Origin of the sequence: Streptomyces sp. SudanB182_2057 (assembly GCF_964272715.1) — a bacterium.
Taxonomy (GTDB): domain Bacteria; phylum Actinomycetota; class Actinomycetes; order Streptomycetales; family Streptomycetaceae; genus Streptomyces; species Streptomyces rubradiris.
Map to the genome: position 1 here is coordinate 4,849,034 of NZ_OZ186798.1, position 25,411 is coordinate 4,874,444.

General features: G+C 72.9%; 24 protein-coding genes and 1 tRNA gene. 12 read left to right on the forward strand and 13 right to left on the reverse strand.

Annotated elements, in window-relative coordinates; translation table 11 throughout:
- Positions 1-85 precede the first annotated feature (85 nt).
- Together ACSURM_RS21380 and ACSURM_RS21385 are read left to right on the forward strand one after the other, a co-directional pair.
- Positions 86-2,341, forward strand: coding sequence for a PTS fructose transporter subunit IIABC (locus tag ACSURM_RS21380; protein ID WP_436957130.1), 2,256 nt, complete (start codon positions 86-88; stop codon positions 2,339-2,341).
- A gap of 126 nt (positions 2,342-2,467) precedes the next feature.
- Entirely contained in the window at positions 2,468-2,728 is a 261-nt protein-coding gene (locus ACSURM_RS21385; RefSeq protein WP_436957131.1) for a hypothetical protein, read from the forward strand.
- Positions 2,729-2,733: 5 nt separating this feature from the next.
- Here ACSURM_RS21385 and ACSURM_RS21390 read toward each other — a convergent pair whose 3' ends face one another.
- The 4 genes from ACSURM_RS21390 to ACSURM_RS21405 all read right to left on the reverse strand — a co-directional run bounded on the left by ACSURM_RS21390 (position 2,734) and on the right by ACSURM_RS21405 (position 7,289).
- Positions 2,734-3,480: a DUF6227 family protein gene (locus tag ACSURM_RS21390; protein WP_436957133.1), complete on the reverse strand. Its 747-nt coding sequence runs from the start codon at positions 3,478-3,480 to the stop codon at positions 2,734-2,736.
- Between the two features lie 157 nt (positions 3,481-3,637).
- The gene (locus tag ACSURM_RS21395) at positions 3,638-4,852 is read right to left on the reverse strand and encodes a L,D-transpeptidase (RefSeq protein WP_436957134.1); all 1,215 of its coding nucleotides are present in this window, start codon (positions 4,850-4,852) and stop codon (positions 3,638-3,640) included.
- A 136-nt stretch (positions 4,853-4,988) separates the two neighbouring features.
- Positions 4,989-6,014: a P1 family peptidase gene (locus ACSURM_RS21400; protein WP_436957136.1), complete on the reverse strand. Its 1,026-nt coding sequence runs from the start codon at positions 6,012-6,014 to the stop codon at positions 4,989-4,991.
- Between the two features lie 36 nt (positions 6,015-6,050).
- Complete coding sequence (locus ACSURM_RS21405) at positions 6,051-7,289, reverse strand: low temperature requirement protein A (protein ID WP_436957137.1); 1,239 nt, start codon at positions 7,287-7,289, stop codon at positions 6,051-6,053.
- A gap of 133 nt (positions 7,290-7,422) precedes the next feature.
- Here ACSURM_RS21405 and ACSURM_RS21410 point away from each other — a divergent pair, with 133 nt between their 5' ends.
- Entirely contained in the window at positions 7,423-7,605 is a 183-nt protein-coding gene (locus tag ACSURM_RS21410) for a hypothetical protein (RefSeq protein WP_359411184.1), read from the forward strand.
- 37 nt (positions 7,606-7,642) lie between these two features.
- Here the strand turns inward: ACSURM_RS21410 and mscL are convergent, their stop codons facing one another.
- The 6 genes from mscL to ACSURM_RS21440 all read right to left on the reverse strand — a co-directional run bounded on the left by mscL (position 7,643) and on the right by ACSURM_RS21440 (position 13,740).
- Positions 7,643-8,122: a large conductance mechanosensitive channel protein MscL gene (gene mscL, locus ACSURM_RS21415; RefSeq protein ID WP_436957139.1), complete on the reverse strand. Its 480-nt coding sequence runs from the start codon at positions 8,120-8,122 to the stop codon at positions 7,643-7,645.
- A gap of 138 nt (positions 8,123-8,260) precedes the next feature.
- On the reverse strand, positions 8,261-8,869 hold the full coding sequence (locus ACSURM_RS21420) for an RcpC/CpaB family pilus assembly protein (protein WP_436957140.1): 609 nt from the start codon (positions 8,867-8,869) through the stop codon (positions 8,261-8,263).
- Between the two features lie 303 nt (positions 8,870-9,172).
- Complete coding sequence (locus ACSURM_RS21425) at positions 9,173-10,006, reverse strand: S-methyl-5'-thioadenosine phosphorylase (RefSeq protein ID WP_436957142.1); 834 nt, start codon at positions 10,004-10,006, stop codon at positions 9,173-9,175.
- A gap of 118 nt (positions 10,007-10,124) precedes the next feature.
- Positions 10,125-10,430 carry an FmdB family zinc ribbon protein gene (locus ACSURM_RS21430; RefSeq protein WP_436957143.1) on the reverse strand — a complete coding sequence of 102 codons (306 nt, stop codon included), beginning with the start codon at positions 10,428-10,430 and terminating at the stop codon, positions 10,125-10,127.
- Positions 10,431-10,497: 67 nt separating this feature from the next.
- The gene (locus ACSURM_RS21435) at positions 10,498-11,796 is read right to left on the reverse strand and encodes an MFS transporter (protein ID WP_436957145.1); all 1,299 of its coding nucleotides are present in this window, start codon (positions 11,794-11,796) and stop codon (positions 10,498-10,500) included.
- 405 nt (positions 11,797-12,201) lie between these two features.
- Positions 12,202-13,740 carry a potassium/proton antiporter gene (locus tag ACSURM_RS21440; RefSeq protein WP_436961158.1) on the reverse strand — a complete coding sequence of 513 codons (1,539 nt, stop codon included), beginning with the start codon at positions 13,738-13,740 and terminating at the stop codon, positions 12,202-12,204.
- A gap of 205 nt (positions 13,741-13,945) precedes the next feature.
- Between ACSURM_RS21440 and ACSURM_RS21445 the strand changes: the two genes are divergently transcribed.
- Positions 13,946-16,849, forward strand: a complete 2,904-nt coding sequence (locus tag ACSURM_RS21445) for a penicillin acylase family protein (RefSeq protein ID WP_436957147.1) — start codon at positions 13,946-13,948, stop codon at positions 16,847-16,849.
- 87 nt (positions 16,850-16,936) lie between these two features.
- On the opposite strand, the gene ACSURM_RS21450 is transcribed toward ACSURM_RS21445, so the two are convergent.
- Positions 16,937-17,557 (reverse strand): 5-formyltetrahydrofolate cyclo-ligase, encoded by a 621-nt coding sequence (locus tag ACSURM_RS21450; protein WP_436957148.1) that lies wholly within the window; start codon positions 17,555-17,557, stop codon positions 16,937-16,939.
- Between the two features lie 96 nt (positions 17,558-17,653).
- Between ACSURM_RS21450 and galU the strand changes: the two genes are divergently transcribed.
- From galU to ACSURM_RS21485, 7 genes are all read left to right on the forward strand, one after another.
- The gene (galU, locus tag ACSURM_RS21455; RefSeq protein ID WP_436957149.1) at positions 17,654-18,565 is read left to right on the forward strand and encodes a UTP--glucose-1-phosphate uridylyltransferase GalU; all 912 of its coding nucleotides are present in this window, start codon (positions 17,654-17,656) and stop codon (positions 18,563-18,565) included.
- Positions 18,562-19,884, forward strand: coding sequence for a molybdotransferase-like divisome protein Glp (gene glp, locus ACSURM_RS21460; protein WP_436957151.1), 1,323 nt, complete (start codon positions 18,562-18,564; stop codon positions 19,882-19,884). Before galU ends, glp begins: the two co-directional genes overlap by 4 nt.
- A 126-nt stretch (positions 19,885-20,010) precedes the next feature.
- Complete coding sequence (gene moaC, locus ACSURM_RS21465) at positions 20,011-20,490, forward strand: cyclic pyranopterin monophosphate synthase MoaC (RefSeq protein WP_436957153.1); 480 nt, start codon at positions 20,011-20,013, stop codon at positions 20,488-20,490.
- Positions 20,487-20,987, forward strand: a complete 501-nt coding sequence (locus ACSURM_RS21470) for a MogA/MoaB family molybdenum cofactor biosynthesis protein (RefSeq protein ID WP_289967993.1) — start codon at positions 20,487-20,489, stop codon at positions 20,985-20,987. Before moaC ends, ACSURM_RS21470 begins: the two co-directional genes overlap by 4 nt.
- A gap of 17 nt (positions 20,988-21,004) precedes the next feature.
- The gene (locus ACSURM_RS21475) at positions 21,005-21,622 is read left to right on the forward strand and encodes a GNAT family N-acetyltransferase (RefSeq protein ID WP_359045706.1); all 618 of its coding nucleotides are present in this window, start codon (positions 21,005-21,007) and stop codon (positions 21,620-21,622) included.
- Positions 21,623-21,749: 127 nt separating this feature from the next.
- Entirely contained in the window at positions 21,750-22,985 is a 1,236-nt protein-coding gene (sepX, locus tag ACSURM_RS21480) for a divisome protein SepX/GlpR (RefSeq protein WP_436957155.1), read from the forward strand.
- A gap of 82 nt (positions 22,986-23,067) precedes the next feature.
- Positions 23,068-23,141, forward strand: a tRNA-Ala gene (locus ACSURM_RS21485).
- A gap of 103 nt (positions 23,142-23,244) precedes the next feature.
- Here the strand turns inward: ACSURM_RS21485 and ACSURM_RS21490 are convergent.
- Positions 23,245-23,721 (reverse strand): GNAT family N-acetyltransferase, encoded by a 477-nt coding sequence (locus tag ACSURM_RS21490; RefSeq protein WP_359045702.1) that lies wholly within the window; start codon positions 23,719-23,721, stop codon positions 23,245-23,247.
- A gap of 81 nt (positions 23,722-23,802) precedes the next feature.
- Between ACSURM_RS21490 and ACSURM_RS21495 the strand changes: the two genes are divergently transcribed.
- Positions 23,803-24,606: an exodeoxyribonuclease III gene (locus ACSURM_RS21495; protein WP_359411199.1), complete on the forward strand. Its 804-nt coding sequence runs from the start codon at positions 23,803-23,805 to the stop codon at positions 24,604-24,606.
- Here the strand turns inward: ACSURM_RS21495 and ACSURM_RS21500 are convergent.
- Entirely contained in the window at positions 24,603-25,244 is a 642-nt protein-coding gene (locus tag ACSURM_RS21500) for a MerR family transcriptional regulator (protein ID WP_436961159.1), read from the reverse strand. The two genes, ACSURM_RS21495 and ACSURM_RS21500, sit on opposite strands and share 4 nt — an antisense overlap.
- Positions 25,245-25,411: the final 167 nt, after the last annotated feature.

Sequence of the window (25,411 nt, forward strand, 5' to 3'; positions counted from 1 at the left end):
TCCCCACCCCGCCCCCTCACCGCACCCCCGTCCCCACCCCCGCCGACCCCTGCCCCCGGGCGGCACGCGCGCGAAGGAGCCCGCGATGAGCGACCTGATCAGCGTGGACCTGGTCGACCTCGACCTGTCCGCCGGCACCAAGGAGGCGGCGGCCCGCGCCCTCGCCGAACGCATGGCGGCCCGGGGCCGGGTGACCGACCTGGAGGGTTTCCTCGCCGACGTGGCCGCCCGCGAGGCCCAGATGCCGACCGGGCTCGACGGCGGCATCGGCATCCCGCACTGCCGCAGCGCCCATGTCACCGAGCCGACCCTCGCCTTCGGCCGCAGCGCCGCCGGTATCGACTTCGGCGCCCCGGACGGCCCGGCCGACCTCGTCTTCCTGATCGCGGCACCCGCCGGTGCCGACGACGCCCACCTCACGATCCTCTCCTCCCTCGCCCGCAAGCTGATGAACGCCGAGTTCACGGCCGCGCTGCGGGCGGCGGACTCCGCGCAGACGGCGGCGGCCCTGATCCGGGGCGACGAGCCGTCGACGGGGGCCTCGGTCCGGGGTGACGAGCCGTCGGCGGGGGCCTCGGTCCGGGGTGACGAGCCGTCGACGGGGGAGGAAGCGCGGGCCGCGCGCGGCCCGGGCGCCTGTGAAGACACCGCTGTGGCTCCGGCGGCGGCCTCCGCCGGAGCCACAGCGGGCAGTACGGCGGAGACGGCCGCCGCGGGCTCGGACGGGACGGGTACGCCTGCCGGGGCCGGTGCGCCCAACGAGCCCGGTACGCGAGGTGAGCCAGGTGCGCCCGAGGCCGCCGGGGCCGTCCCCGCCTCCGGCTCGGGCGAGGGGCCCTTCCGGATCGTGGCCGTCACCTCCTGTCCCACCGGCATCGCCCACACCTACATGGCGGCCGAGTCCCTGGAGCACGCGGGCCGGGAGACGGGGGTCGAACTGGTCGTCGAGACGCAGGGCTCGGCCGGTTTCGCCCGGCTGGACCCGGCGGTGATCGCGGCGGCGGACGGCGTGATCCTCGCCCACGACGTCCCCGTACGCGACAAGGACCGTTTCGCGGGCAAGCCGACCGTCGACGTGGGCGTGAAGGCCGGCATCAACCGGCCCGCCGAACTCATCGCGGAGGTCCGCGAGAAGGCGGCGCGCGGCGAGGCGAGCGCTCCGGCGCACGCACCGGCGGGCACGCCGGTCGAACGCGCGGGCGACGCCACCGAGGGCTACGGCACCAAGCTCCGCACCTGGCTGATGTCCGGCGTCAGCTACATGGTCCCGTTCGTCGCCGCCGGGGGTCTCCTCATCGCCCTCGGCTTCGCGATCGGCGGCTGGCAGGTCGACAAGGCACCCTCGGTCATGGACCACTTCGTGTGGACGCAGGCCGGCAGCTGGGGCGCGCTGCTCTTCCAGATCGGCGGCGTCGCCTTCACGTTCCTCGTCCCGGTCCTGGCCGGCTACATCGCCTACGGCATGGCCGACCGGCCCGGCCTCGTCCCCGGCTTCGTGGGCGGCGCGATAGCGCTGGACGCGGACGCGGGCTTCCTCGGCGGCCTGGCGGCCGGTCTGCTGGCCGGTGGCGTGGTGCTGGCGATCCAGCGGGTGCGGATCCCGGCGGTGCTGCGCGGCATCATGCCGGTGGTGGTGATCCCGCTGCTCTCCTCGGCGGTCACCGGCTTCCTGATGCTCGTCGTCATCGGCAAGCCGATCGCCTCCGCTCAGAAGGGCCTCACCGACTGGCTGAGCGGGCTCACCGGCACCCACGCCGTCCTGCTCGGCGCCCTGCTCGGCCTGATGATGTGCTTCGACCTGGGCGGCCCGGTCAACAAGGTCGCCTACGCCTTCGCCACCGCCGGCATCGCCGTCACCGACCCCAGCGACTCGGCGATGCAGATCATGGCGGCCGTGATGGCGGCCGGCATGGTCCCGCCGCTGGCGATGGCCCTGGCCACCACCGTGCGCGGCCGGCTGTTCACCCCGGCCGAGCGCGAGAACGGCAAGACCGCCTGGGTACTGGGCGCGTCCTTCATCTCCGAGGGCGCGATCCCCTTCGCGGCGGCCGACCCGCTGCGGGTCATCCCCTCCGCCATGGCGGGCGGCGCGCTCACCGGCGCCCTGTCGATGGCCTTCGGCGCCACCCTGCGCGCCCCGCACGGCGGCGTCTTCGTGGTCCCGCTGATCGGCAGCCCGCTGCTGTACCTGGTGGCCATCGCGGCCGGGGTCTGCGTCACCGCGGCCCTGGTGGTCCTCCTCAAGGGAATGCGCGGGCAGGCCCCCGAGTCCGGGACCACCGGCCCCGCCGCGCGGCAGGCCGATGCCCCGCGGGACACCGGGCAGCCGGTGGCCGCCTGACCGGGTCCCGGCCGCGACCCTTCACGGCGTCTTGTCCCTTTGCACCGCTGTGAGTTGTTCACGGCACCTGCGAGATACGTCACGGTCCGGGGCGGAAGTCCCGGACCGTGGTGTGTACTGGGGTGCATGCCTGAGCACGCCCCGACTCTCCAGCTGATCGGCGTGACCGTCCTCGCGGTGGCGGCCGTCGTGTGGGCCGGCGTCCTGCTGCGCCTGCTGCGCCGCGCGAGTCTCGCCGCCGGGGCGGCCGGCGCCCGGCGTCGCACCGCGCCGCTCCCGGCCGTGCCGCGCCAGACCCAGGTCGGCCCGCCCCGGGAGTCCGTCGAGCTGACCCCCGCCGAACAGGACGCCTTCGCGGGCCTGGTACGGCACCTCGCCAACGGCTGACCGCGTCAGCCCTGCCGTGCCGCGCGCCGCTCCATCGCCTCCCGGGCCGCCTCCTCCGACATGTACACCTCGCACATGTGCCGCCCGTCGGGCGTGGCCGTGTGCTCCACCTCCCACAGGGAGATCTCGGTGCCGTCCGGCAGCAGGAAGGCGTGCTCGTACAGCGCGTAGCTCAGCCCCGCCCGGCCGGCCCGTCCCGGCCGGCCGAACGCCTGGGTGATCTCGTGCGCGGTCGCCGTCGCCAGCAGGGCCGCCGTCTCGGCGCCGGGGCGGTCGGGGTTCTCCGCGCGGCGCAGCAGCCGGCGCGCGTGGTCCGCCGAGTCGTCCGAGGCGAACACGTGCCGGGGCTCGGGGATCGCCCACAGCCGCATCAGCGCGGGCAGTTCGGCCTCCGGGGTGTCCGTCGGCATCCCGAGCCGGGCCCCGGCGGTCCGCAGCTCCTCCTCGTCCAGATACACCTCGTGCTCCGGCGCGCTGCCCGGGGTGGGGTTGTGCACCAGCTCCCACAGCGTGACCGCCGAGCCGTCGGCGAGCAGCCAGGTGTGCCGGTAGGTCTCCCGACGCAGCCCCTGGCTGTGGTAGGCCGAGTGCAGCGAACTGTCGTGCGCCAGCGCGCAGTCCAGCCGCCTTATCACCTCGTCCGGCAGCTCGAAGGAGTTCAGGGCACGGCCGAGGAGTCGCGCGAGATGCTCCTCCGGAGACTCGGGCGACTCGGCTGGTTCGTACGCTTCGGTCTCGTACGGAACGCTCAAGGTTTCTCCCGGCGTCGCTGCATGTCACCTTGTGGGTGCATACCGTAGCCCCTCGGCCGGACATCATGCCCGGGAACCGAGAAAACGTACGCCGGGAAAACGCGCGGGCCGCGCGAAGAGTTCCCGCGCGGCCCGTCACCGAGTCAAAAACCGCCGGTCAGACGGCGCTTCCCGCGGTCCAGGCGCTCCACTGCATGTTCCAGCCGTTGAGGCCGTTGTCGGGAGCGACCGTGGTGTCCGGGGAGTTCTTCACGACCACCACGTCCCCGATGAGCGTGTTGTCGTAGAACCACTTGGCCGACGTGGCGCCCTGCGCCCCCTGCACGTCCGCGAGGCCGACGCAGCCGTGGCTGGTACCCGCCCGGCCGAACGGCGGGTTGCCCTTGTTGTACCAGTAGTTGCCGTGGATGAACGTCCCCGACGTCGTCAGCCGCATCGCGTGCGGCACGTCCGGTATGTCGTACTCCCCGCCGAAGCCGACCGTCGAGCCGTTCATACGGGTCTGCGTGAACTTCTCGGAGATCACCATCTGCCCGTTGTACGTGGTGTGCTCCGCGCTGCCCGCCGAGATCGGCACCGACTTGACGGTCTGCCCGTCCCGTACGACCGTCATCGTCTGCGTGTTGACGTCGACCGTGGAGACCTGCGAGCGCCCGACGGTGAAGGAGACGGTCTTCTTCTGCACGCCGTAGACGCCCCGCGCGCCCTGCACGCCGTCCAGGTCGATGTCCATCGTGACCTTGGAGCCGGCCTTCCAGTACTCCTGCGGCCGGAAGTCCAGCCGCCGGTCACCGAACCAGTGCCCGACCACCTGCTGGCCGCTGCTGGTGTTGACCGTGATGTGCGACTGCACGGCCTTCTTGTCCGTGATCGACTTGTCGAAGGTGAACGACACGGGCATGCCCACCCCGACCGTCGCGCCGTCGTCCGGCGTGTAGGTGCCGATGAAGCTGTTCGCCGAGCTGACGGTGGTGAAAATCGAGTTCGCCGCCGCCGTGCGCCCCTCGGAGTCCTTCGCGGTCGCGTTTATCTCATACTTCGTCCCGCGCTCCAGCCGCCGCTCCGGCTTCCAGGCGTGGCCATCCGCCGATATCGCCCCGGGCACGGCCTGCCCCGAGCCCGCCACGGTCATCTTCACCTCGGTCAGCTTGCCGTCGCTGACCTTCACCCCGGTGGCGTTGATGGACGCCCCGGTGGAGCCGTCCTTGGCCGATATCGCGATCTTCGCCGTCGACGTCTTGGGGGAATCGCCGCCCTTGCCGTCGTTCTCGGCGCCGGCGTCGCCGCCGCAGGCGGTCAGGGTGAGGGCGCCGACCATCAGGGCGGCACAGGCCACCAGTGCGCGCCGCGCTGCAATGTCCGGCGTTGTCACGGGCTGCTCCAGGTTCGTGTGATGTGCGGGAATCCGTTCCGTCGTGAGGGAAGAGGGCGCGGGCGCCGGGATAGGTTCCCGCCGGCGCCCGTTGACGCCATCACGTGACAGAACCGCGACAATCCGCCCCCCGGCGCTACCCCTCCCCGTACAACTGCGCGTACGACGGCCAGACTCCGCCCGGCCCGTCGACAGGCCCGGCGGCCCGCACCGCCCGTACGATCGCCCGCGTCACCAGGTCCGCGCCGGCCGCCAGGATGTCGTTCAGCGCCAACGGGTGCGCGTCGAGCGGGCGGTCGCCGGTCGCCAGCGCGAACACCGTGTCCCCGTCGTGCAGGAGGTGCACCGGCCGCACCGCCCGCGCGATCCCGTCGTGCGCGGTGCCCGCCAGCTTCTGCGCCTGCGCCTTGGTCAGCCCGGCGTCCGTCGCGACCACCGCCAGCGTCGTGTTGAGCGGCGGCGGCGCGTTGCCGGCGGCGGCCTTCGCCAGGCGCTCCCGCGCGGCCTCGTGCACCCGCTCCTCCGGGTAGGCCACCCGGCCCTGGAACAACTCCCCGTACAACACCCCCGTCTGCGGATCCAGCACCGCTCCCGCCGCGTTGGCGACCACCAGCGCGGCCACCGTGATCCCCGAGCCGAGCACCGTGCTCGCGGTGCCCACCCCGCCCTTCAGCAGCCCGGCGACCGCGCCCGTGCCGGCGCCCACGCACCCCTCGGGCACCGGCGCCCCCGGCGCGCTCGCCGCCGCGGCCTCCACCGCCGCCCGGCCCGTCGCCGCGTCCGGGCGGGCCCGGAAGTCCCCGCCGCGCCCCAGGTCGAAGACGCACGCCGCGGGCACCACCGGCACGACATGCGCCGGATCCGGTCCCACGGGCACCCCGCGGCCCCGCTCCTCCAGCCAGGCCATCACCCCGGACGCCGCGTCGAGCCCGTACGCGCTCCCCCCGGTCAGCACCACCGCGTCGACCCGCTGGACCACGTTGCGCGGGTCGAGCGCGTCGGTCTCCTTGGTGCCGGGTCCGCCGCCGCGCACGTCCACGGCGGCGACGGCGCCGCCCTCGGGCGCGAGGACCACCGTGGTACCGGTGAGCCAGCCGTCACCGACCCGGGTGGCATGGCCCACCCGCAGCCCGGCGACATCCGTCAAAGCGTCAGCTGTCATGGACGCCAGTGTGACCGAGTGCCCACCCCGGAGGGCTCAGCCGGCCGGGGCGGCGGCGTCCGGCCGGCGCTCCCGGGCGGCCGTGCGCGCCGTCAGTACCACCCCGGTCACCACCGACGCCGCGGACACCAGCCCCGCCGCGCACACCGCCCAGTCGCCCAGGAACGTGCAGCAGATCACCAGCAGGGCCGTGACCGGCAGCACCAGTTGCTCGGCGAGGCCCACCTTGAAGTGCCGGGAGTGCAGCGCCCACACCGTCAGCAGATACAGCGCCGTCGGCAGGGTGACGGCGGCCGACGCGGCCAGGGTCGAGATGTGCGCCAAGCCGGTCGCCTGCTCCACGGCCACCTCCAGCCCCGCGCCGACGGCCGCCGCCGAGGCGAACACCACGTAGTGGCCGTAGCCCCAGACGAACGCCCGTCTGCTGGAGCGCAGGTGTGCGTGGATGGGGACCACGAAGTAGATCCACCACGCGGCGAAGACGATCAGCAGCCCGCCCGCCGCGATGGGCAGCAGCTCGGCCGGCGTGCTGTGCTCGGCCAGGGCCGACTTCACGGCGACCGTGGCCGCGGCGATCGTCTCGCCGAGCACGATGATCGTGAACAGTCCGTACCGCTCGGCGATGTGATGAGGGTGCCAGGGAGTCATCCGCTTCCGCTCGGCGAACAGCGGCACGCACAGTTCCACGAGCGCCATCACCAGGAACACCCAGGGCCGCGCGGGCTCCGGCAGCAGCACCAGGCCGAGCCAGCCCGCCTGGCACAGCAACACCCCGCCCGCGTACCGCAGTGCCGTGGTCCGCTCCGTGCCGCCGGCCGGTCGCGCGGCTCTCAGCCACTGCCAGACCATCGCCAGCCGCATGATCGCGTAGCCGAGCCAGACCAGCAGGAAGTCGTGGTCCGCGAAGGCCCGGGAGACACCGGCCGCCAGGACCAGCACGCCGGCGATCTGCACCAGGGTGACGACCCGGTAGAGCGCGTCGTCGTTGTCGTACGCGGAGGCGAACCAGGTGAAGTTCATCCAGGCCCACCAGATCGCGTAGAACACCATCGCGTAGCCCAGGATCCCGGTGCCCGCGTGTCCTTCCGCGACGGCGTGCACCAGCTGCGCGCCCGCCTGCGCGACGGCCACGACGAAGCACAGGTCGAAGAACAGCTCCAGCGGGGAGGCGACGCGGTGCGCCTCCTCCCGCCCGCGTGCGGTGAGCCGTCGCAGGGGGGCCGGGGGCCGCGGGGCACCGGAGGGGGCGGGAGGAGGCGCGGAACTCGACATCATGATTCCCAGGACAGCAGAAACCGGCCGCGAAATCCTGTTCACGCCCTCGCGCCCATGAGGGGCGGGCCGGCCGTCCGGTACCGGGGGCGGGCAGTCCGCCGGGCCGTCGGCACGGGAGCCGTACCCTGGTGGCATGAGCACCGCTCCCGAACCCGCCCCCGAGCCGCGCGCCCCGAAGCCCGCGCTGGTCTTCGACGACCCGCTGGACCAGCAGTCCTCGGACGACACCGACCGCGGGTGGGGCGAGCGGACCGACGGCGACAGCGCCGCCGACCTCAAACGCTTCCTGGACGAGAAGCCGCCGCACCACCTGTGAGCGGACCGCTCCCCGTGAACGGGCCGCCGGAGCGCCGCTAGCGCTCGCCGGTCTGTCCCGGACCGCGCTGGGCGACCAGGGCGTCCCGGATCTCCTTGAGCACCTCCAGCTCGCTCACCTCCACGACCTCCTTGGTGCCCTCGCGCGCCGCCTTCCGTTCCGCCTGCCGGGCCAGGTACTTGGACATCGGCAGGACCATCAGGAAGTAGACCACCGCCGCGGTGATCACGAAGGAGAGCGTGGCGCCCAGGACGGAGCCCCACATGATCGGCACACCGCTGCGCACCGTGCCGTCGGGGGCCACCTCGCACGGGGCCTTCAGACAGGAGCTGTAGTGGTCGAGGTTCTGCGTGCCGATCGCCCCGACCAGCGGGTTGATGATCCCCTTCACCACCGAGTTGACGATGTTGGTGAAGGCCGCGCCGATGACCACCGCGACTGCCAGATCGACGACGTTGCCGCGCATCAGGAAGGCCTTGAAGCCCTGCCAGACGCTCGGTTCCTTCTTCGCGCTCACCTCGGGGACTCTCCTCGCATGCACAGGCTGTGGAACGAAACGCTCCGCAACCTACGGCAGGGTGCGGCCCCGGTGTCCACTCAGGTAACTCGATCGAGCGACTTGACAGGAATCCGTCGGCGGGGTGTAGGAGCCGGTTCAGCACAGTGTCACCGCCAGGCGTGCGGTGGCACTGGCGCCGACCAGCCGGGCGGCCGCGGCCCGGGGCACGGACAGCACGACCAGGGCTCCGCTCTCGGCGGCGCCGTCCGGCGGTTCCGGCACCTTGGTCACCCTGACCCCGCGCGCGAGCACCCGGGCGCCGTCGGCGGGCGGCTCCTGCGCCGCGATGACGTCGACGCGGTCGCCGGGCCGGAGCAGCCGCACCGTGGCGGCGTCGGCGATCCGCACGGGGGCCGTCACCAGCTCCGCCGGGCGCGGCCGTGGCGGGCCGACGGGGTGCCCGCGGGGCCGCTGCGGTCCGTGCGCTTCCGGTCCCGTACCAGGGCCCGCGGCCACCAGTGCCGCCGCGGTCACCGCGAGGCCGACGGCCAGGGCGCGCCTGCGGTGTCGTACCAGCCGTCGCAGCTGATACCGCCCGCCGCGCACCCGTACCGGATCGAAGGGCGGTACCTCGCGGGTCGCCGGGGCGTCCGTACCCGGCGGGCGCGGCAGCCGGAAGGGGGGCGGGAAGGAGGCGCGGGCGGGTGGGCGCGGGTGGGGGAACGGAGCCGGGCCAAAGGGAAGGGGAGGTACGGGCGAGGGCATGGGATCACCGCCTGCGACGAGGATTTCGGCTTGCGGCGCCACGATGACGGCTCCCGCCGGATCCCGCCGGGACCGGTGGACGACGAACGGCTTGTGGATAACTCGCTCACCCGAACGAGAGATTCCGCCCACGACGTCCGACCGACCTCACGGCCCGCCCCCGACCTTCGCGGCCCGCCCCCGGCCTCGCTGCCCTGGCCCACACCACCCCGGCTCACGCTGCCCACGTCACCCAGGCAGCCGAGCCCGCGCCGGGCAACGCCCGTCAGCATGCCCCGTCCACAACCCCCCGCCCAGCCCGCCCTACGGCAGCGCGAACCCCGGGCTCATCCCGCCGAGGGCGTTCACGCACAGGCAGTCGCGGGTGTCGGAGGCCGGCAGGGCCGCCACCGCGTCGAACAGGACGCCGCGCAGGCGGTCGACGTTGGCCGAGAAGACCCGCAGGACCTCGTCGTGCGAGACGCCCTCGCCGGTCTCGGCGCCCGCGTCCAGGTCGGTGACCAGGGTCAGCGACGTGTAGCAGAGCTCCAGTTCCCGGGCGAGCGCCGCTTCCGGGTGGCCGGTCATGCCCACCACCGACCAGCCCTGGGCCTGGTGCCACGACGACTCGGCGCGCGTCGAGAAGCGCGGGCCCTCCACCACGACCAGCGTGCCGCCGTCCACCGGCTCCCAGTCCCGGCCGCGCGCCGCCTTCAGCGCGACGGCCCGGCCGGTGGGGCAGTAGGGGTCGGCCATGGACACGTGGACCACGTTCGGCACGGTGCCGTCGGGCAGCGGCAGCCCGTCGAAGTAGGTCTGCGCCCTGGACTTCGTACGGTCCACCAGCTGGTCCGGGATCAGCAGGGTGCCCGGGCCGTACTCGGGGCGCAGCCCGCCCACCGCGCACGGGCCGAGCACCTGCCGGACGCCGACCGAGCGCAGTGCCCAGAGGTTGGCGCGGTAGTTGATGCGGTGCGGCGGCAGGTGGTGGCCGCGGCCGTGACGGGGCAGGAAGGCGACCCGCCGCCCGGCGACCTCGCCGAGGAAGAGGGAGTCGCTGGGCGCTCCGTAGGGGGTGTCCACCTGGACCTCGGTCACGTCGTCCAGGAAGGAGTAGAACCCCGAGCCGCCGATTACGCCGATCTCTGCGTTCGCCATGACCAGCACACTAGCGGCCCGAAGAACCGCGGGGGAGCCGGTGCCCGGACAGGCGGGCCGGCGCGGGGACGCCGAAGACCCCGCCGTCGGGCGACGGCAGGGTCCCGGATGAGAGATCTCAGGCGGCGGAGCTGCTGGTGGAGCTCGACGACGAGGACGACGACGTCGAAGAGGACGAGGTCGAGGACGACTTCGTGTCCGACGACGAGGCGGCCGGCTTGGACGCCGGGCTGCTGCTCGACGTGGAGCCGCGGGAATCGTTGCGGTAGAACCCGGAGCCCTTGAAGACGATGCCGACCGCGGAGAACACCTTCTTCAGGCGCCCCTTGCAGCTGGGGCACTCGGTCAGGGCATCGTCGGTGAACTTCTGCACCGCCTCAAGGCCCTCGCCGCACTCGGTGCACTGGTACTGGTAGGTCGGCACTGTCTTCCTCCTGGCACTCTCACTCAATGAGTGCTAACGACGGTCCATAGTGACGTATTCCCGGGGATCAGTCCACCGCTACCGGGGTGCGGTGACCCACGCCACGCGCGACGGTGCGGTTCCGGTCCGGTGTGACCAGCCGGGAGCGCAGGGCCACCAGGGTGATCAGCGCGAGCACGGTACCGCCCATGGGCACCAGGAACCCGGCGCCGTCCCACAGCCGGTCCTCCAGCTGGCCCGCGACCGTCACGGCGGCGGCCTGGCCGAGCGCGACCGCGCCGGTCAGCCAGGTGAAGGCCTCGGTGCGGGCGCCGGCCGGGACCAGGCCGTCGACCAGCGTGTAGCCGGTGATCAGGGACGGGGCGATGCTCATGCCGACCAGCAGGCCGAGCGCGGCGAGCAGCGCGACGGAGTGCGCCGGCCACAGCGCCGACGCCGCCACCGCGAGCGCCGCGTAACCGATCAGCAGGCGTTTCTGGGGCGCGGCCTTCCAGGCGATCGCGCCGCAGACGATGCCGGACAGCATGTTCCCGGCGGCGAAGACGCCGTACAGGACGCCGTTCAGGCCGGGCTCGCCGATCGACTCCGTGAAGGCCGCGAGCGAGACCTGCATGCCGCCGAAGACCGACCCGATGCCCAGGAACGTCACGATCAGCACGCGCACGCCCGGGACGCGCAGGGCCGAGGCGTGCCGCACGCGCGCGTGCCCGTCCTCCTGGGAGACCGACGGCTGGGTGCTCTTCTGGGCGGCGAAGAGGAGACCGCCGACGAGGGTCAGCGCGCCCTCCGTGATCAGGCCGGCGGCCGGTGCCACGGCGGTGCACAGCGCGGTCGCCAGCAGGGGGCCGAAGACGAAGGTCAGCTCGTCCGTGACCGACTCGAAGGCCGCCGCGGTGGTCATCAGGGGCGAGCCCTGGAGCTTGACCCCCCAGCGCGCCCGCACCATGGGGCCGACCTGGGGCACCGAGGCGCCGGTCGGGACGGCCGCGACGAACAGCGCCCACAGGGGGGCGTGCGCCAGCGCGAGCGCGGTCAGGGACACGCCGGAGACCGTGTGCACCAGCACGCCCGGCACCAGGACCGCGCGCTGGCCGTAGCGGTCGGCCAGCCGGCCGCTGTAGGGCGCGAACAGGGCCATGGAGACGCCGGTGACCGCGGCGACGGCGCCCGCGGCGCCGTACGAGCCGGTGGTGTGCTGGACGAGCAGCACGATGGAGAGGGTGAGCATCGCGAACGGCTGGCGCGCCGCGAAGCCGGGCAGCAGGAACGTCCAGGCGCCGCGGGTGCGCAACAGCTGTCCGTATCCGGGGCGGGAGGACGCCGGCGAGGTCTTCTCCGGTTCGGTGGTGGTGACCGTGGATCCCACGGCCCGTGCCTTTCTGCCGCCTGGTAGCGCGCGGACCCCGTGCGGGCCGGGCGCCGAGAGCTGTCCTCTTGCGCGGACTGCGGTAGATGCCGGTGCCCGCTCAGGTGGGGGCGACCCGGCCGCCATACGGTCGCGCCAGCTCTGCGTCAGGCAGAGTTGGTTCGATCAGGGTGCGCCCCAATCGTACAGGGATCACCGCTTGCGCGACTGTGAAAACGAGCACCATCCAGTCGTCCGCCTGGGTTTCCACGGGAGGCGACCACCAAGAGACGCGCTCTTCCAACGTCTTCCCAACGTCCTCCCAGCGGCCTCCCAGCGTCCGCCCGGCGACCTTCGAGAGCCCTTCGAGCGCCCCCCAGGCGTCCTCGACGCGCGCACCGGGCTCCGGCGCGGCCTCACGGGCCCTCAACGCGAGCCGTTCGTCCCCAGCCACCCCGCCAGCTTGCCGCCGTGGGCGACCGCGCGCAGGCGCCGTTCCGCCGCGTCACGGACCGGATCGGTGGCGACGACCAGCAGCTCGTCGCCGCGCCGCAGCACCGTCGTGGGCAGCGGGACAAACGATTCTTCCTCGCGGACGACCAGCGTGACGGCCGCGCCCGGCGGCAGCCGCAGCTCGCTGATCTCCACGCCGTGCATCCGCGACCCCTCGGGGACGGTGACGGACAGCAGATGCCCGCGCAGCCGCTCCAGGGGCGCCGACTCGATGCCGAGGTCGGACGCCTCGCCCTGCTCGCCCAGCCGCAGCAGGCGCGCCAGCCAGGGCAGGGTCGGCCCCTGGACCAGGGTGTAGACGACGACCAGCACGAAGACGATGTTGAAGATGCGGCGGCTGCCGTCGACGCCGTTCACCATGGGGATGGTGGCCAGGATGATGGGCACGGCGCCGCGCAGCCCCGCCCACGACATCAGGGCCTGCTCCCGCCACGGCACCCGGAACGGCGCCAGGCTGCCCACCACGCTCAGCGGGCGGGCCACCATGGTCAGGACCAGCCCGATGACCACGGCGGGCAGGATGTCGTCGCCCAGCTCGTGCGGGGTGACCAGCAGGCCGAGGACGACGAACATGCCGATCTGGGCGATCCAGCCGAGCCCCTCGGCGAAGCCGCGCGTGGCCGGCCAGTGCGGCAGGCGCGCGTTGCCGAGCATCATCGAGGCCAGGTAGACGGCGAGGAAGCCGCTGCCGTGCGCCAGGGCGCCGGCGGCGTAGGCGGTGACGGTGATCGCGAGCACGGCGATCGGGTAGAGACCGGAGGCCGGCAGCGCCACGTGCCGCAGCCCCCAGGACCCGAACCAGCCGACGGCGATCCCGATGGCCGCGCCGATGGCCAGCTCCAGGGCGATCTCGCCGAGCAGCAGGTACCAGTGCTCGACCGGGCCGGCCGTGGAGAAGGCGACGACGAGGATGACCACCGGGGCGTCGTTGAAGCCGGACTCCGCCTCCAGCGTGCCCGTCACGCGCGCGGGGAGGGGAATCCTGCGCAGGACCGAGAAGACCGCCGCCGCGTCCGTCGACGACACCACCGCGCCGATGATGAGCGCCTGCCGCCACTCCAGCCCCACCAGGTAGTGCGCGCCCGCCGCGGTGACCCCGACGCTGATCGCGACGCCCGCCGTGGCCAGCACGGAGGCGGAGGACAGGACCGGCCGGATCTCCTTCCACTTCGTGCCCAGGCCGCCCTCGGCCAGGATCACGACCAGGGCCGCGTACCCCATGACCTGGGTCACCTCGGCGCTGTCGAAGTGGATGCCGCCGATGCCGTCCTGGCCCATGAGGACGCCGATGCCCAGGTAGACGAGCAGGCTGGGGAGCCCGCTACGGGAGGAGATCCGGACGGCCGCGACGGCGACGAGCAGGACGGCGGAGCAGACGAGCAGGAGCTGGTTGAGGTGGTGAACAGTCAGCGGGCGTTCCTCCCTCGTATCTGGGGCCGGGGACCTCCGTATCCGGTCCCGGTGCCTCCGGTTACTTCGTTACCTTACCTAACTCTTGACGCTTTCTTGACGATCGGCAGGGCAAGATCGAACGCTCGTGCGCGCTGGTTCACGACTCCGCGTCAAGCGGGACGGGGCCCTGCGCCTATGGTTGCTCCAGCGCTCATTCAAAGTCACAGCCCGACCTGCCGCTCGCGTTAGGACAGCAAGGACAGCGATGCCCCCCAACACCACCGCCACAACGGGTGACACCGCCACCACGGGTGCCACGTCCGTCAAGTCCGGCAGGAAGAAGGGGCGCAAAGCCCGCCTGATCGTGATGGTGCTGGTCCTGGCCGTCATCGGAGGCATCGCCTACGGGGCGTACTGGACGATCAGCACCGTCCGCGCCTCCTTCCCGCAGACCACCGGCACACTCCGGCTCGACGGACTGTCCGGCCCGGTCGACGTGAAGCGGGACGGCTACGGCATCCCGCAGATCTACGCCTCCTCGGACGCGGACCTGTTCATGGCGCAGGGCTACGTCCAGGCGCAGGACCGGTTCTACGAGATGGACGTGCGCCGGCACATGACCTCCGGGCGCCTGTCGGAGATGTTCGGCAAGAGCCAGGTGGAGAACGACGAGTTCCTGCGCACCCTCGGCTGGGACCGGATCGCCGAGCAGGAGTACGAGACCAAGCTGTCGGCCGCCACGAAGAAGTACCTCCAGGCCTACGCGAAGGGCGTCAACGCCTACCTCGAGGGCAAGAACGGCAAGGACATCTCCCTCGAGTACGCGGCCCTGGGCCTCACCAACGACTACAAGCCGCAGAAGTGGACCCCGGTCGACTCCGTGTCGTGGCTGAAGGCGATGGCCTGGGACCTGCGCGGCAACATGCGTGACGAGATCGACCGCGCCCTGATGACCAGCCGCCTCGGCCCGCAGCAGATCCAGGACCTGTACCCGGCCTACCCGGCCGGCCGCAACAAGCCGATCGTGCAGGAGGGCCAGTACGACGAACTGACCCAGGCCTTCGAGCAGAGCGGCGCCACGGGCACGTCCGGCGGCACGGGCACGACGGGCACGGGCACGACGGGCACGACCGGCGGCACGGGCACGACGGGAACCACCGGCACGACGGGTACCACGGGCACGACCGGCGCCGCCGGCGGCCTCACCGGCTCCTCCCAGGGCGCGGCGGGCACCTCCGGCTCCTCCACCGCCACCGGCGGCGGATCGACGCTCAGCGGCCAGTTGGAGGGCCTCACCGAGGTCCTGGACGACCTGCCCACGGCCGTCGGCGTGAACGGCCAGGGCATCGGCTCCAACTCGTGGGTGGTCGCCGGGAAGCACACCATCACCGGCAAGCCGCTGCTCGCCAACGACCCGCACCTGTCGGCGTCGCTGCCGTCCGTCTGGTACCAGATGGGCCTGCACTGCCGGAGCGTCTCCGACAAGTGCCAGTACGACGTCTCGGGCTATACCTTCGCCGGCATGCCCGGTGTGATCATCGGCCACAACGCGAAGATCGCCTGGGGCCTGACCAACTCCGGTGTCGACGTCACCGACCTCTACCTGGAGAAGGTCAGCGCGAACGGCTACCTCTACGACGGCAAGGTCCGCCCGTTCAAGACCCGCGAGGAGACCATCAAGGTCGCCGGCGGCAAGTCCAAGACGATCGTCGTCCGCCAGACCCAGGACGGGATGCCGCTGCTGTCCGACCGCGACGACGAACTCGTCCAGGTCGGCAAGAAGGCCACCGTGAACACCGCCGCGCCCGACCGCGGCGACGGCTACGGCATCGCGCTGCGGTGGACCGCGCTCGACCCGGGCACCACCATGGACGCCGTGTTCGCGCTGGACAAGGCGTCCGGCTGGAGCGAGTTCCGCGCGGCGGCGGCCCAGTTCGACGTGCCCTCGCAGAACCTGGTCTACGCCAGCACGGACAACCACATCGGCTACACGCTGCCCGGCCGGATCCCCACCCGCTCGGAGGGCGTCACCGGCGCCGTCCCGGTGCCGGGCTGGGACGCGAAGTACCGCTGGACCGGCTTCGTCGACCAGGACAAACTGCCCTACGAGTACGACCCCGAGCGCGGCTACATCGTCACCGCCAACCAGGCCGTGGTCGACCCGGAGAAGTACCCGTACACGCTGACCGCCGACTGGGGCTACGGCACCCGCAGCCAGCGCGTCACCGACCTGATCGAGTCCAAGATCAAGGGCGGCGGCAAGGTCTCCACCGACGACATGCGGCAGATGCAGCTGGACAACAGCAGCGAGATCGCCAAGCTCCTGGTGCCCAAGCTGCTGAAGATCGAACTGGCCGACCCGGAGGTCCGCCAGGCGCAGAAGCTGCTGGAGGGCTGGGACTACACCCAGGACGCCGACTCGGCGGCGGCGGCGTACTTCAACGCCGTCTGGCGCAACGTCCTCAAGCTGGCCTTCGGCAACAAGATGCCCAAGGAGCTGCGGGTCAAGGGGCAGTGCCTGTGGGTCGACAAGATCGACAGCACCGGCCCGGTGGACGACGACACCAAGGTGCGCGAGTGCGGTCAGCGCGACGCCGACCAGGCGCAGCCGGACGGCGGCGACCGCTGGTTCGAGGTCGTGCGCACCCTGATGGACAAGCCGGACAGCGACTGGTGGAAGGCGCCCAAGTCGGGCACCCGCCCCGGCGCGGCCAACCGTGACCAGCTCTTCGCCCGGGCCATGATCGACGCCCGCTGGGAGCTGACCGCCAAGCTCGGCAAGGACATCGACACCTGGAGCTGGGGCCGGCTGCACCGGCTGTTCCTGAAGAACCAGACGCTCGGCACCGAGGGCCCCAAGGCCCTTCAGCTCCTGCTGAACCGCGGCCCCTGGAAGCTCAGCGGCGGCGAGGCCGCGGTGAACGCGACCGGCTGGAACGCGGCCGGCGGCTACGACGTGGTCTGGGTGCCGTCCATGCGGATGGTCGTCAACCTCGCCGACCTGGACAAGTCGAAGTGGATCAACCTGGCCGGCGCCTCCGGGCACGCGTTCAACGCGCACTACACCGACCAGACCGGCAAGTGGGCCGAGGGCGAGCTGCTGCCCTGGTCGTTCTCGGGCAAGGCGGTGGACAAGGGCACGAGCGACACCCTCGTCCTCGAGCCGTGACCTCGACGGCACCCCGCTGAGAACGGCCCTCCACGCGCGCGTGGAGGGCCGTTCCCGTCCCGGAGACAGTTCTCCGGTCCGCCGGGGTCAGGCGCCCGGGAAGCGGCGCACTCCCGACGGCGTCACCACGGCGTGCACCGGCCTGTCGTGCGCCTCGGCCGGGACGTGCGCGACGACCTCCGTGTCGTAGAGCAGCACCACGAGCAGGGGGCGCGCGCCCGCGCGCTCCAGCCGGGCCAGCACCCGGTCGTAGGAGCCCCCGCCGCGCCCCAGGCGCATCCCGTGCGCGTCCACCGCGAGACCCGGCAGCAGGACGACGTCCGCGCCCGTCACGGCGTCCGGGCCGAGACGCGGGCCGGAGGGTTCGAAAAGCGCCATCTTCCCGCTGTGCCGGATTTGTTCGAGTGAGTCCGGGCCGGTGTACTCGCCCCAGTCCAGGTCGTTGTCGGGCAGCAGCGCGGGGAGCAGCACGCGCACCCCTCGCGCGCGCAGCGCCTCCAGCAGCGGCAGGGTGGCCGGCTCGCCGCCCACCGAGACGTACGCCGCCACCGTCCGTCCCGCGGCCAGCTCGGGCAGCTCCAGGGCGCGCTCGGCCAGCTCGCGGCCCGCCTCGCGGACGCCGACCGCCGTCAATCCGTTCCTCGCGCCGAGCAACTCCCGCCGCAGCGCGCGCTTGTCGGGACCGCCCGCGGGCCCGTCGTGTTCCACCGGCCGTCCTCGCCGCCTTCCGTCATGCCGCTCATATGAGCGGTAAGCCACCCGAGCCACAGTTTCCGCACAAAGGCACCCGATATTGTGGCGGGCATGACTCAGTCCCACTCCAGGATCAGCAAGGCTGTCATTCCCGCAGCCGGCCTCGGCACCCGGTTCCTGCCGGCGACCAAGGCCACTCCCAAGGAGATGCTGCCCGTCGTCGACAAGCCGGCGATCCAGTACGTGGTCGAGGAGGCCGTGTCGGCGGGGCTCGACGACGTCCTCATGATCACCGGACGCAACAAGCGCCCGCTGGAGGACCACTTCGACCGCAACTACGAGCTGGAATCCGCGCTGGAGAAGAAGGGCGACGCCGAGCGGCTCGCGAAGGTGCAGGAGTCCAGCGACCTGGCCACCATGCACTACGTCCGCCAGGGCGACCCCAGGGGACTCGGTCACGCCGTGCTGTGCGCCGCCCCGCACGTCGGCCACGAACCCTTCGCCGTCCTCCTCGGTGACGACCTGATCGACCCCCGCGACCCGCTGCTGCGGCGCATGATCGAGGTCCAGGAGCAGCACGGCGGCAGCGTCGTCGCCCTCATGGAGGTCGCCCCCGAGCAGATCCACCTCTACGGCTGCGCCGCCGTGGAGGCCACCGTCGACAGTGATGTGGTGAAGGTCACGGGACTGGTGGAGAAGCCGGACCCGGCGGACGCCCCGTCCAGCTACGCGATCATCGGCCGCTACGTCCTGGACCCGGGTGTCTTCGGCGTCCTGCGCGAGACCGAGCCCGGCCGCGGCGGCGAGATCCAGCTCACCGACGCCCTCCAGCAGCTCGCCCAGGACGAGAAGGTCGGCGGCCCCGTGCACGGCGTCGTCTTCAGGGGCCGCCGCTACGACACCGGCGACCGCGGCGACTATCTGCGTGCCATTGTCAGACTCGCGTGCGAACGTGAGGACCTGGGCCCGGACTTCCGGACCTGGCTCCGCAGTTACGTAGCCGAGGAGATGCAGCAGCCTTGAGCAGCGCCGCGCCCCGCCCCGCCGGCCCGGACGACCTGTGGTCGGTGGACGAGCACCTGGACGACATCCTCGCCACCGTCCGCCCCCTGGAGCCCATCGAGCTGCAACTGCTCGACGCCCAGGGCTGCGTCCTGGTGGAGAACGTCACGGTGCCGGTCTCCCTGCCCCCGTTCGACAACAGCTCCATGGACGGGTACGCGGTGCGGGTCGCGGACGTCGCCGGCGCGAGCGAGGAGTTCCCGGCCGCCCTGGAGGTCGTCGGGGACGTCGCGGCCGGCGCCGCCGATCCGGTGCGGGTCGGCCCCGGGCAGGCCGCGCGCATCATGACCGGTGCCCCGCTGCCGCCCGGCGCCGAGACCGTGGTCCCCGTCGAGTGGACCGACGGCGGGCTCGGCGAGGGCCCGGCGAGCGGCATGCGGGCGCGCAGCCTGGCCCCCGAGGGCGCGGAGGGGCAGGTGCACGTGTACCGGCCCGCCGAGGCACGCGCGCACGTGCGGGCCGAGGGCAGCGACGTACGGGCCGGCGAACTCGCCCTGGAGGCCGGTACGGTCCTCGGCGCGCCGCAGATCGCGCTGCTCGCCGCGATCGGCCGCGGCACGGTCCGGGTGCGCCCGCGCCCGCGCGTGGTCGTGCTGTCCACCGGCAGCGAACTCGTGCAGCCCGGCGAGGAACTGGCCCCCGGGCAGATCTACGACTCCAACAGCTTCGCCCTCACCGCCGCCGCGCGGGACGCGGGCGCCATCGCCTACCGGGTGGGCGCGGTCGCCGACGACGCCGAGACGCTGCGCACCACCATCGAGGACCAGCTCATCCGCGCCGACCTGCTGGTGACCACCGGCGGGGTCAGCGTGGGCGCCTACGACGTCGTCAAGGAGGCGCTGTCGTCCGTCGGCGACGAGGAGGAGGCGGGCGGCGGTGTGGAGTTCCGCAGGCTCGCCATGCAGCCCGGCAAGCCCCAGGGCTTCGGCACCGTCGGCCCCGAGCACACCCCGCTGCTGGCCCTGCCCGGCAACCCGGTGTCGTCGTACGTCTCCTTCGAGCTGTTCGTCCGCCCCGCCATCCGCGCCCTGATGGGCCTGACCGGACTCCACCGCCCCCGCATCCGGGCCACGCTGAAGGCGGACGCGGCACTGCGCTCGCCCCGGGGCCGCCGCCAGTTCCTGCGCGGCCGGTACGCCGACGGCGAGGTGACCCCCGTGGGCGGAGCCGGATCGCACCTGATCGCGGCGCTCGCCAGGGCCGACGCGCTGATCGTCGTCCCCGAGGACACGGAGTCCGTGGAGCCCGGCGGCGAGGTCGAGGTCGTGCTGCTCGGCTGAGGCACGCGCGCGTGCCCGTCCACAGGACGATCCTGGTCCGCTGTCCGGCCCGGCTTGGCGGTACCGTTGCGCGCACAGCAGGCCCGCGCTCCGCACCGCGCGGGCCCGGACCGGGAGCGCCACAGCATGAGTACGCAGGAACGGCTGACGCACATCGACGAGGCGGGTGCGGCCCGCATGGTCGACGTATCCGGGAAGGACGTGACCGCGCGCACCGCCCGCGCCGCCGGCCGGGTCCTCGTCTCACCGCGCGTGGTCGAGCTGCTGCGCGGCGAGGGGATGCCCAAGGGCGACGCCCTGGCCACCGCGCGCATCGCCGGGATCATGGGGGCCAAGCGGACCCCTGAGCTGATCCCGCTGTGCCATCCGTTGTCGGTGTCCGGTGTGACACTGGACCTGTCGGTCGCGGACGACGCCGTGGAGATCCGGGCCACCGTGAAGACCACGGACCGCACGGGTGTCGAGATGGAGGCCCTCACCGCGGTGACGGTCGCCGCGCTCACCGTGGTCGACATGGTCAAGGCGGTCGACAAGGGGGCGGTCATCACGGACGTGCGCGTGGAGGAGAAGACGGGCGGCAAGTCGGGCGACTGGAGCCGGGCATGAGCTACCGCGCCCTGGTGATCACCGCGTCCAACCGGGCCGCCGCGGGTGTCTACCCGGACAAGGGCGGCCCGCTGGTCGCCGACGGTCTCAGGGCCCTCGGTCTCGACGTGGCGGGGCCCCGGGTCGTCCCGGACGGCGCCCCCGTGGAGGAGGCCCTGCGGGCGGCCGTCGCGGCCGGGTACGACGTCGTGGTCACCACCGGCGGCACCGGCATCTCGCCCACCGACCGCACCCCGGAGGCCACCCGCGCGGTGATCGACCGCGAGGTGCCGGGCATCGCCGAGGCGATCCGGGCCCACGGGCGGGAGAAGGTGCCCACCGCCGCGCTGTCCCGGGGTCTGGCGGGCGTGGCCGGCCGGACGCTGATCGTGAACCTGCCCGGGTCGACCGGCGGGGTGCGCGACGGCCTGGCCGTGCTGGAGCCGCTGCTGGTGCACGCCGTCGACCAGATCCGCGGCGGCGACCACCCGAGACCCGGCAGTGGGGGTGCGAGCTGAACAGCCCTTCCTGGCCCGTGGTGCTGGCGGACGGCGAGGTCGTCCTCCGGCCGATAAAGCTGCGCGACCAGCGGGCCTGGCGCGAGGTGAACCGGCGCAACCGCGACTGGCTGCGCCCCTGGGAGGCGACCATCCCGCCGCCCGCGCCGAGCGGGCCGGTGGCGCACCGGCCGACCTACCGTCAGATGGTCCGGCACCTGCGCTCGGAGGCCGGCGCGGGCCGGATGCTGCCGTTCGTCATCGAGTACGAGGGGCGGCTGGCGGGGCAGTTGACGGTCGCCGGGATCACCTGGGGCTCGATGTGCTCGGGGCACATCGGGTACTGGGTGGACGAGGCGGTGGCCGGGCGCGGGGTGGTGCCGACGGCGGTCGCGCTCGTGGTGGACCACTGCTTCCGCACCGTCGGCCTGCACCGCGTCGAGGTCTGCATTCGCCCGGAGAACCGGCCGAGCCGGCGCGTGGTGGAGAAACTCGGATTCCGCGAGGAGGGGCTGCGGCCGCGCTATCTGCACATCGACGGCGCCTGGCGCGACCATCTCGTCTTCGCGCTCACCGCGGAAGAGGTGCCCGACGGTTTGCTCACGCGGTGGCACCGGGCACGCTCTCAGCGGGCTCAGCGCACCGAGAGCCCGTGAATTGAAAATATGTTCGATTAATGAAAATCGCATCGTCGCGAAAAATGCTGGAAATATCAGCCAGATCGTGCGACACACCGGCCCAATTGGCGGATGGCCTCACGCAAACCCCTCTACCGTGTGAGGCGTGAGCAGCAGCGGCCTCATCTACGCAGTCATTGTCGGGGCCTGGGCCGCCTACTTGGTGCCGATGTGGCTCCGTAGGCAGGACGAGCTGAACGAGGCCCGTCCGACGGAACGCTTCAGCACCGCCATCCGGCTGCTTTCCGGACGGGCGGGCATGGAGCGCCGGTACGCCAGGGACCTGCGGGCGCGCTCCGCCCAGGAGGGGGAGCCGGACGCCGTCGACCCGGACGCCGTCACCGACTCGGTGGACGTCCGGGCCTTCGCCGTGCCTCCGACCCGCCGTCAGGAGGGCTTGGACGCCGAGCCCCTGGACGACGGGCCGGAGGCGGTCGCGGAGGCCGAGCCGGCCTCCGGCCGGCCCCCCGCGCCGGCGCCCGACCCCGCCTCCGTGCCCGCCCCGCAGCGTGAACCGGTGGCACGGCGCGCGTCCTCGGCGCAGACGGCCGCCGCGCGCGCCCAGCGCTCGAAGGTGCTCGCGCGCCGCCGTCGCACCACGGTGATGCTCTTCCTCGCCTTCACCCTCGGCACGGTCATCGCCGCCGTCGGCGGGCTCGCCTTCCTCTGGGCACCCGGTGTCCCGGCCGTGCTGCTCAGCGCCTACATCGCCTATCTGCGGGCGCAGGAACGGCGCCGCTTCGCCTACCAGATGGACCGCCGTCGCGCCGAGGCCGCCGCCCAGCGCCTGCGGGAACGCCGGCCGCGCACCCGCGCGTCGCTGGAGGAGGACACGGGCGCGGACGAGGCGGACGCGGGCCAGGACGCCGGCCCGGACGACGCGGAGCTGTCCGCGCTCGCCGCCGACCGGCGGGCGCTCGTGGAGCAGACCGACCATGCCGAGTGGGTCGACCAGCAGCGCGAGCGGCAGCGGCGGCCCGGGCACGGGGAGAGCTGGGACCCGGTGCCGGTGCCCCTGCCGACGTACGTCACCGCGCCCGTCGCCCCGCGCGCCACCTCCGACGTGGACCTCGGGGCGCCCGACACCTGGAGCTCGGCGCGCTCCAGCGCGGTCGTGCCGGAGCAGGAGGCGGGCCGCGCGCCGCAGGACGGGACGGGCGAACGCCCGGAGCCGGCCGCGGCGGAGCGGCCGGCCGGCGCCCGCGGGGAGGCCCGCCCGCAGCCGCGGACCCGCTCGCGCGGCGCCGGCCCCGCCGCGGCCCGCCGGGCACGCGAGCGCGGCCGTACGCCGCTGTTCGACCAGTACGAGGACGGCGACCGGCCCCGCGCCGCCAACGAGTGACCTCGGTCACCCCCGCCCTGACCAGTCAGGGAGCGGATTTCCGAGCACCCGGATCGGGATGCTAGAGTTTCACTCGTTGCAAGGGCCTGTGGCGCAGTCCGGTAGCGCACCTCGTTCGCATCGAGGGGGCCAGGGGTTCAAATCCCCTCAGGTCCACTGCACGATGAGATCCCGTCGGTCATCACGACCGGCGGGATCTTCGTCGTCTACGGGGCGCCGAGGGTGCCGGACGGCACCCCGGCGACCAGGGTGCCGTGGCTCACAGGCGCTTGGCGTAGCAGAGGCTCTCCTCGTAGTGGCGGTAGTAGCCGAACTTGGCGCACGGCTCGTAGCCGCTGGAGGTGTACAGGGCGATGGCCTCCGGCTGCTTGGTGCCGGTCTCCAGGACCATGCGGACCCGGCCGGCCGCGCGGGCGTCCTCCTCCAGGGCCGCGAGGATGCGGCGGGCCAGGCCCCGGCCGCGCATCTCCTCGATGACGAACATGCGCTTCAGCTCGGCGTCGCCGTCCTCGTAGCCCTCGTCGTTGAGGTCCTGGCTGCGCCAGCCGCCGGTCGCCACCGGGCGGTCCCGCTCGTCGTACGCGATCAGGTAGACGCCCCGGGGCGGGTCGAATTCCTCGGGTGCCAGGACCGTGGCGTCGCCGCCGTCGCCGTAGCGCAGGTGGTACTCGGCCTGGACCACGTCGTTGAGCTTGACGGCGTCGGGGTGATCGAAGCGAACGCGGCGTATATTCATGCTGGGCATCGTACTTCTATGCAGTCGGGGGTGGTCCCGGGTTTTTTCGGACCCCGCCCAGTGTGCCGGTATCGTGCCGGGGTGCTGACTGTGACCACCGTGAACGTGAACGGGCTGCGGGCCGCCGCCAAGAAGGGCTTCGTGGAGTGGCTCGCCGGGACGGACGCGGACGTCGTCTGCCTCCAGGAGGTGCGCGCCGAGCCGCACCAGCTGCCCGAGGAGGTCCGGCAGCCCGACGGCTGGCACGTCGTGCACGCCCCGGCCGCGGCCAAGGGCCGGGCGGGCGTCTCCCTCTACACCCGGCGCGAGCCCGACCGGGTCCGGGTCGGCTTCGGCTCCGCCGAGTTCGACGGCAGCGGCCGGTACGTGGAGGCCGAGCTGCCCGGCGTCACCGTCGCCTCCCTCTATCTGCCCTCCGGCGAGGTCGGCACCGAACGGCAGGACGAGAAGGTCCGATTCATGGCCGAGTTCCTCGTCCATCTCAAGGAGCTGCGCGAGCGCGCCGCCGCCGACGGGCGCGAGGTGCTGGTGTGCGGCGACTGGAACATCGCCCACCGCGAGGCCGACCTGAAGAACTGGCGCGGCAACACCAAGAACTCCGGCTTCCTGCCCGAGGAACGGGACTGGCTCGGCCGGGTGTTCGCCGCCGGGGAGGGCGGGTACGTCGACGTGGTGCGCGCCCTCCACCCGGACACCGAGGGGCCGTACAGCTGGTGGTCCTACCGCGGGCGGGCCTTCGACAACGACTCCGGCTGGCGCATCGACTACCACGTGGCCACCCCCGGGCTCGCCGGCCGGGCGGTCAAGGGATTCGTGGAGCGGGCCGCCACGCACGCCGAACGCTGGTCGGACCACGCGCCGGTGACCGTCGTCTACGACCTCTAGGCGCCCTCGGGGCCGCCCCGGCCCCCCTTGTTCAGCCGGCGGTCCAGGGCCAGGGAGAGTTCCGCCTCCACCACGCTGCGGGCCAGCGGGCGCAGCCGCCGCAGGTCGTCCTCGGGGGCGTGGCGCGAGATCACGTCGGCGAACAGGCCGGCCAGCGCCTCGGCGTGCTCGCGGACGCGGGCGGCGGCGGCCAGCACCTCGGCGAGCGGGATGCCCTCGCGCACCAGCGCCGAGGAGACGTCCAGCAGCCGCCGGCTGATGTGCACGATCTCGTCGCCGTCGGTGCCGAGATAGCCCAGCTCCATCGCGGCGGCCAGGTTCTCGGGCGTGACCTCGCCCTCGAAGCGGGCGGCGAGTTCCTCGGGGGTGAGGCGGACCGGCTCCTCCTCGGTGGGCGGGCCCACGCCCAGCAGGTCGGCGACATCGCGGCCCTGGTCCAGGGCCTCGGCGAGTTCCGCTATACCGCTGAGGGTGTGGCCGCGCTCCAGCAGCGCCGCGATGGTGCGCAGCCGGGCCAGGTGGTGGTCGTCGTACCACGCGATGCGCCCCTCGCGGCGGGGCGGCGGGAGCAGCCCCCGCTCGCGGTAGAAGCGCAGGGTGCGCACGGTGATGCCGGCCAGCCGGGCCAGCTCCTCCATGCGGTACTCGCGCGGGCCTTCCCTGTGCTCTGCGTCCTCTGCCACGCCCGCAGCCTAAGGTGTACCCCCGGTAACTTTCCCTTCCCAGCCCCCTACCGCTCGGTACGGAGCTGCTCTACAGTCCCATTGCGCCAGTGTTCACTGGCGCGGTTCCTAGGTGATGCGTG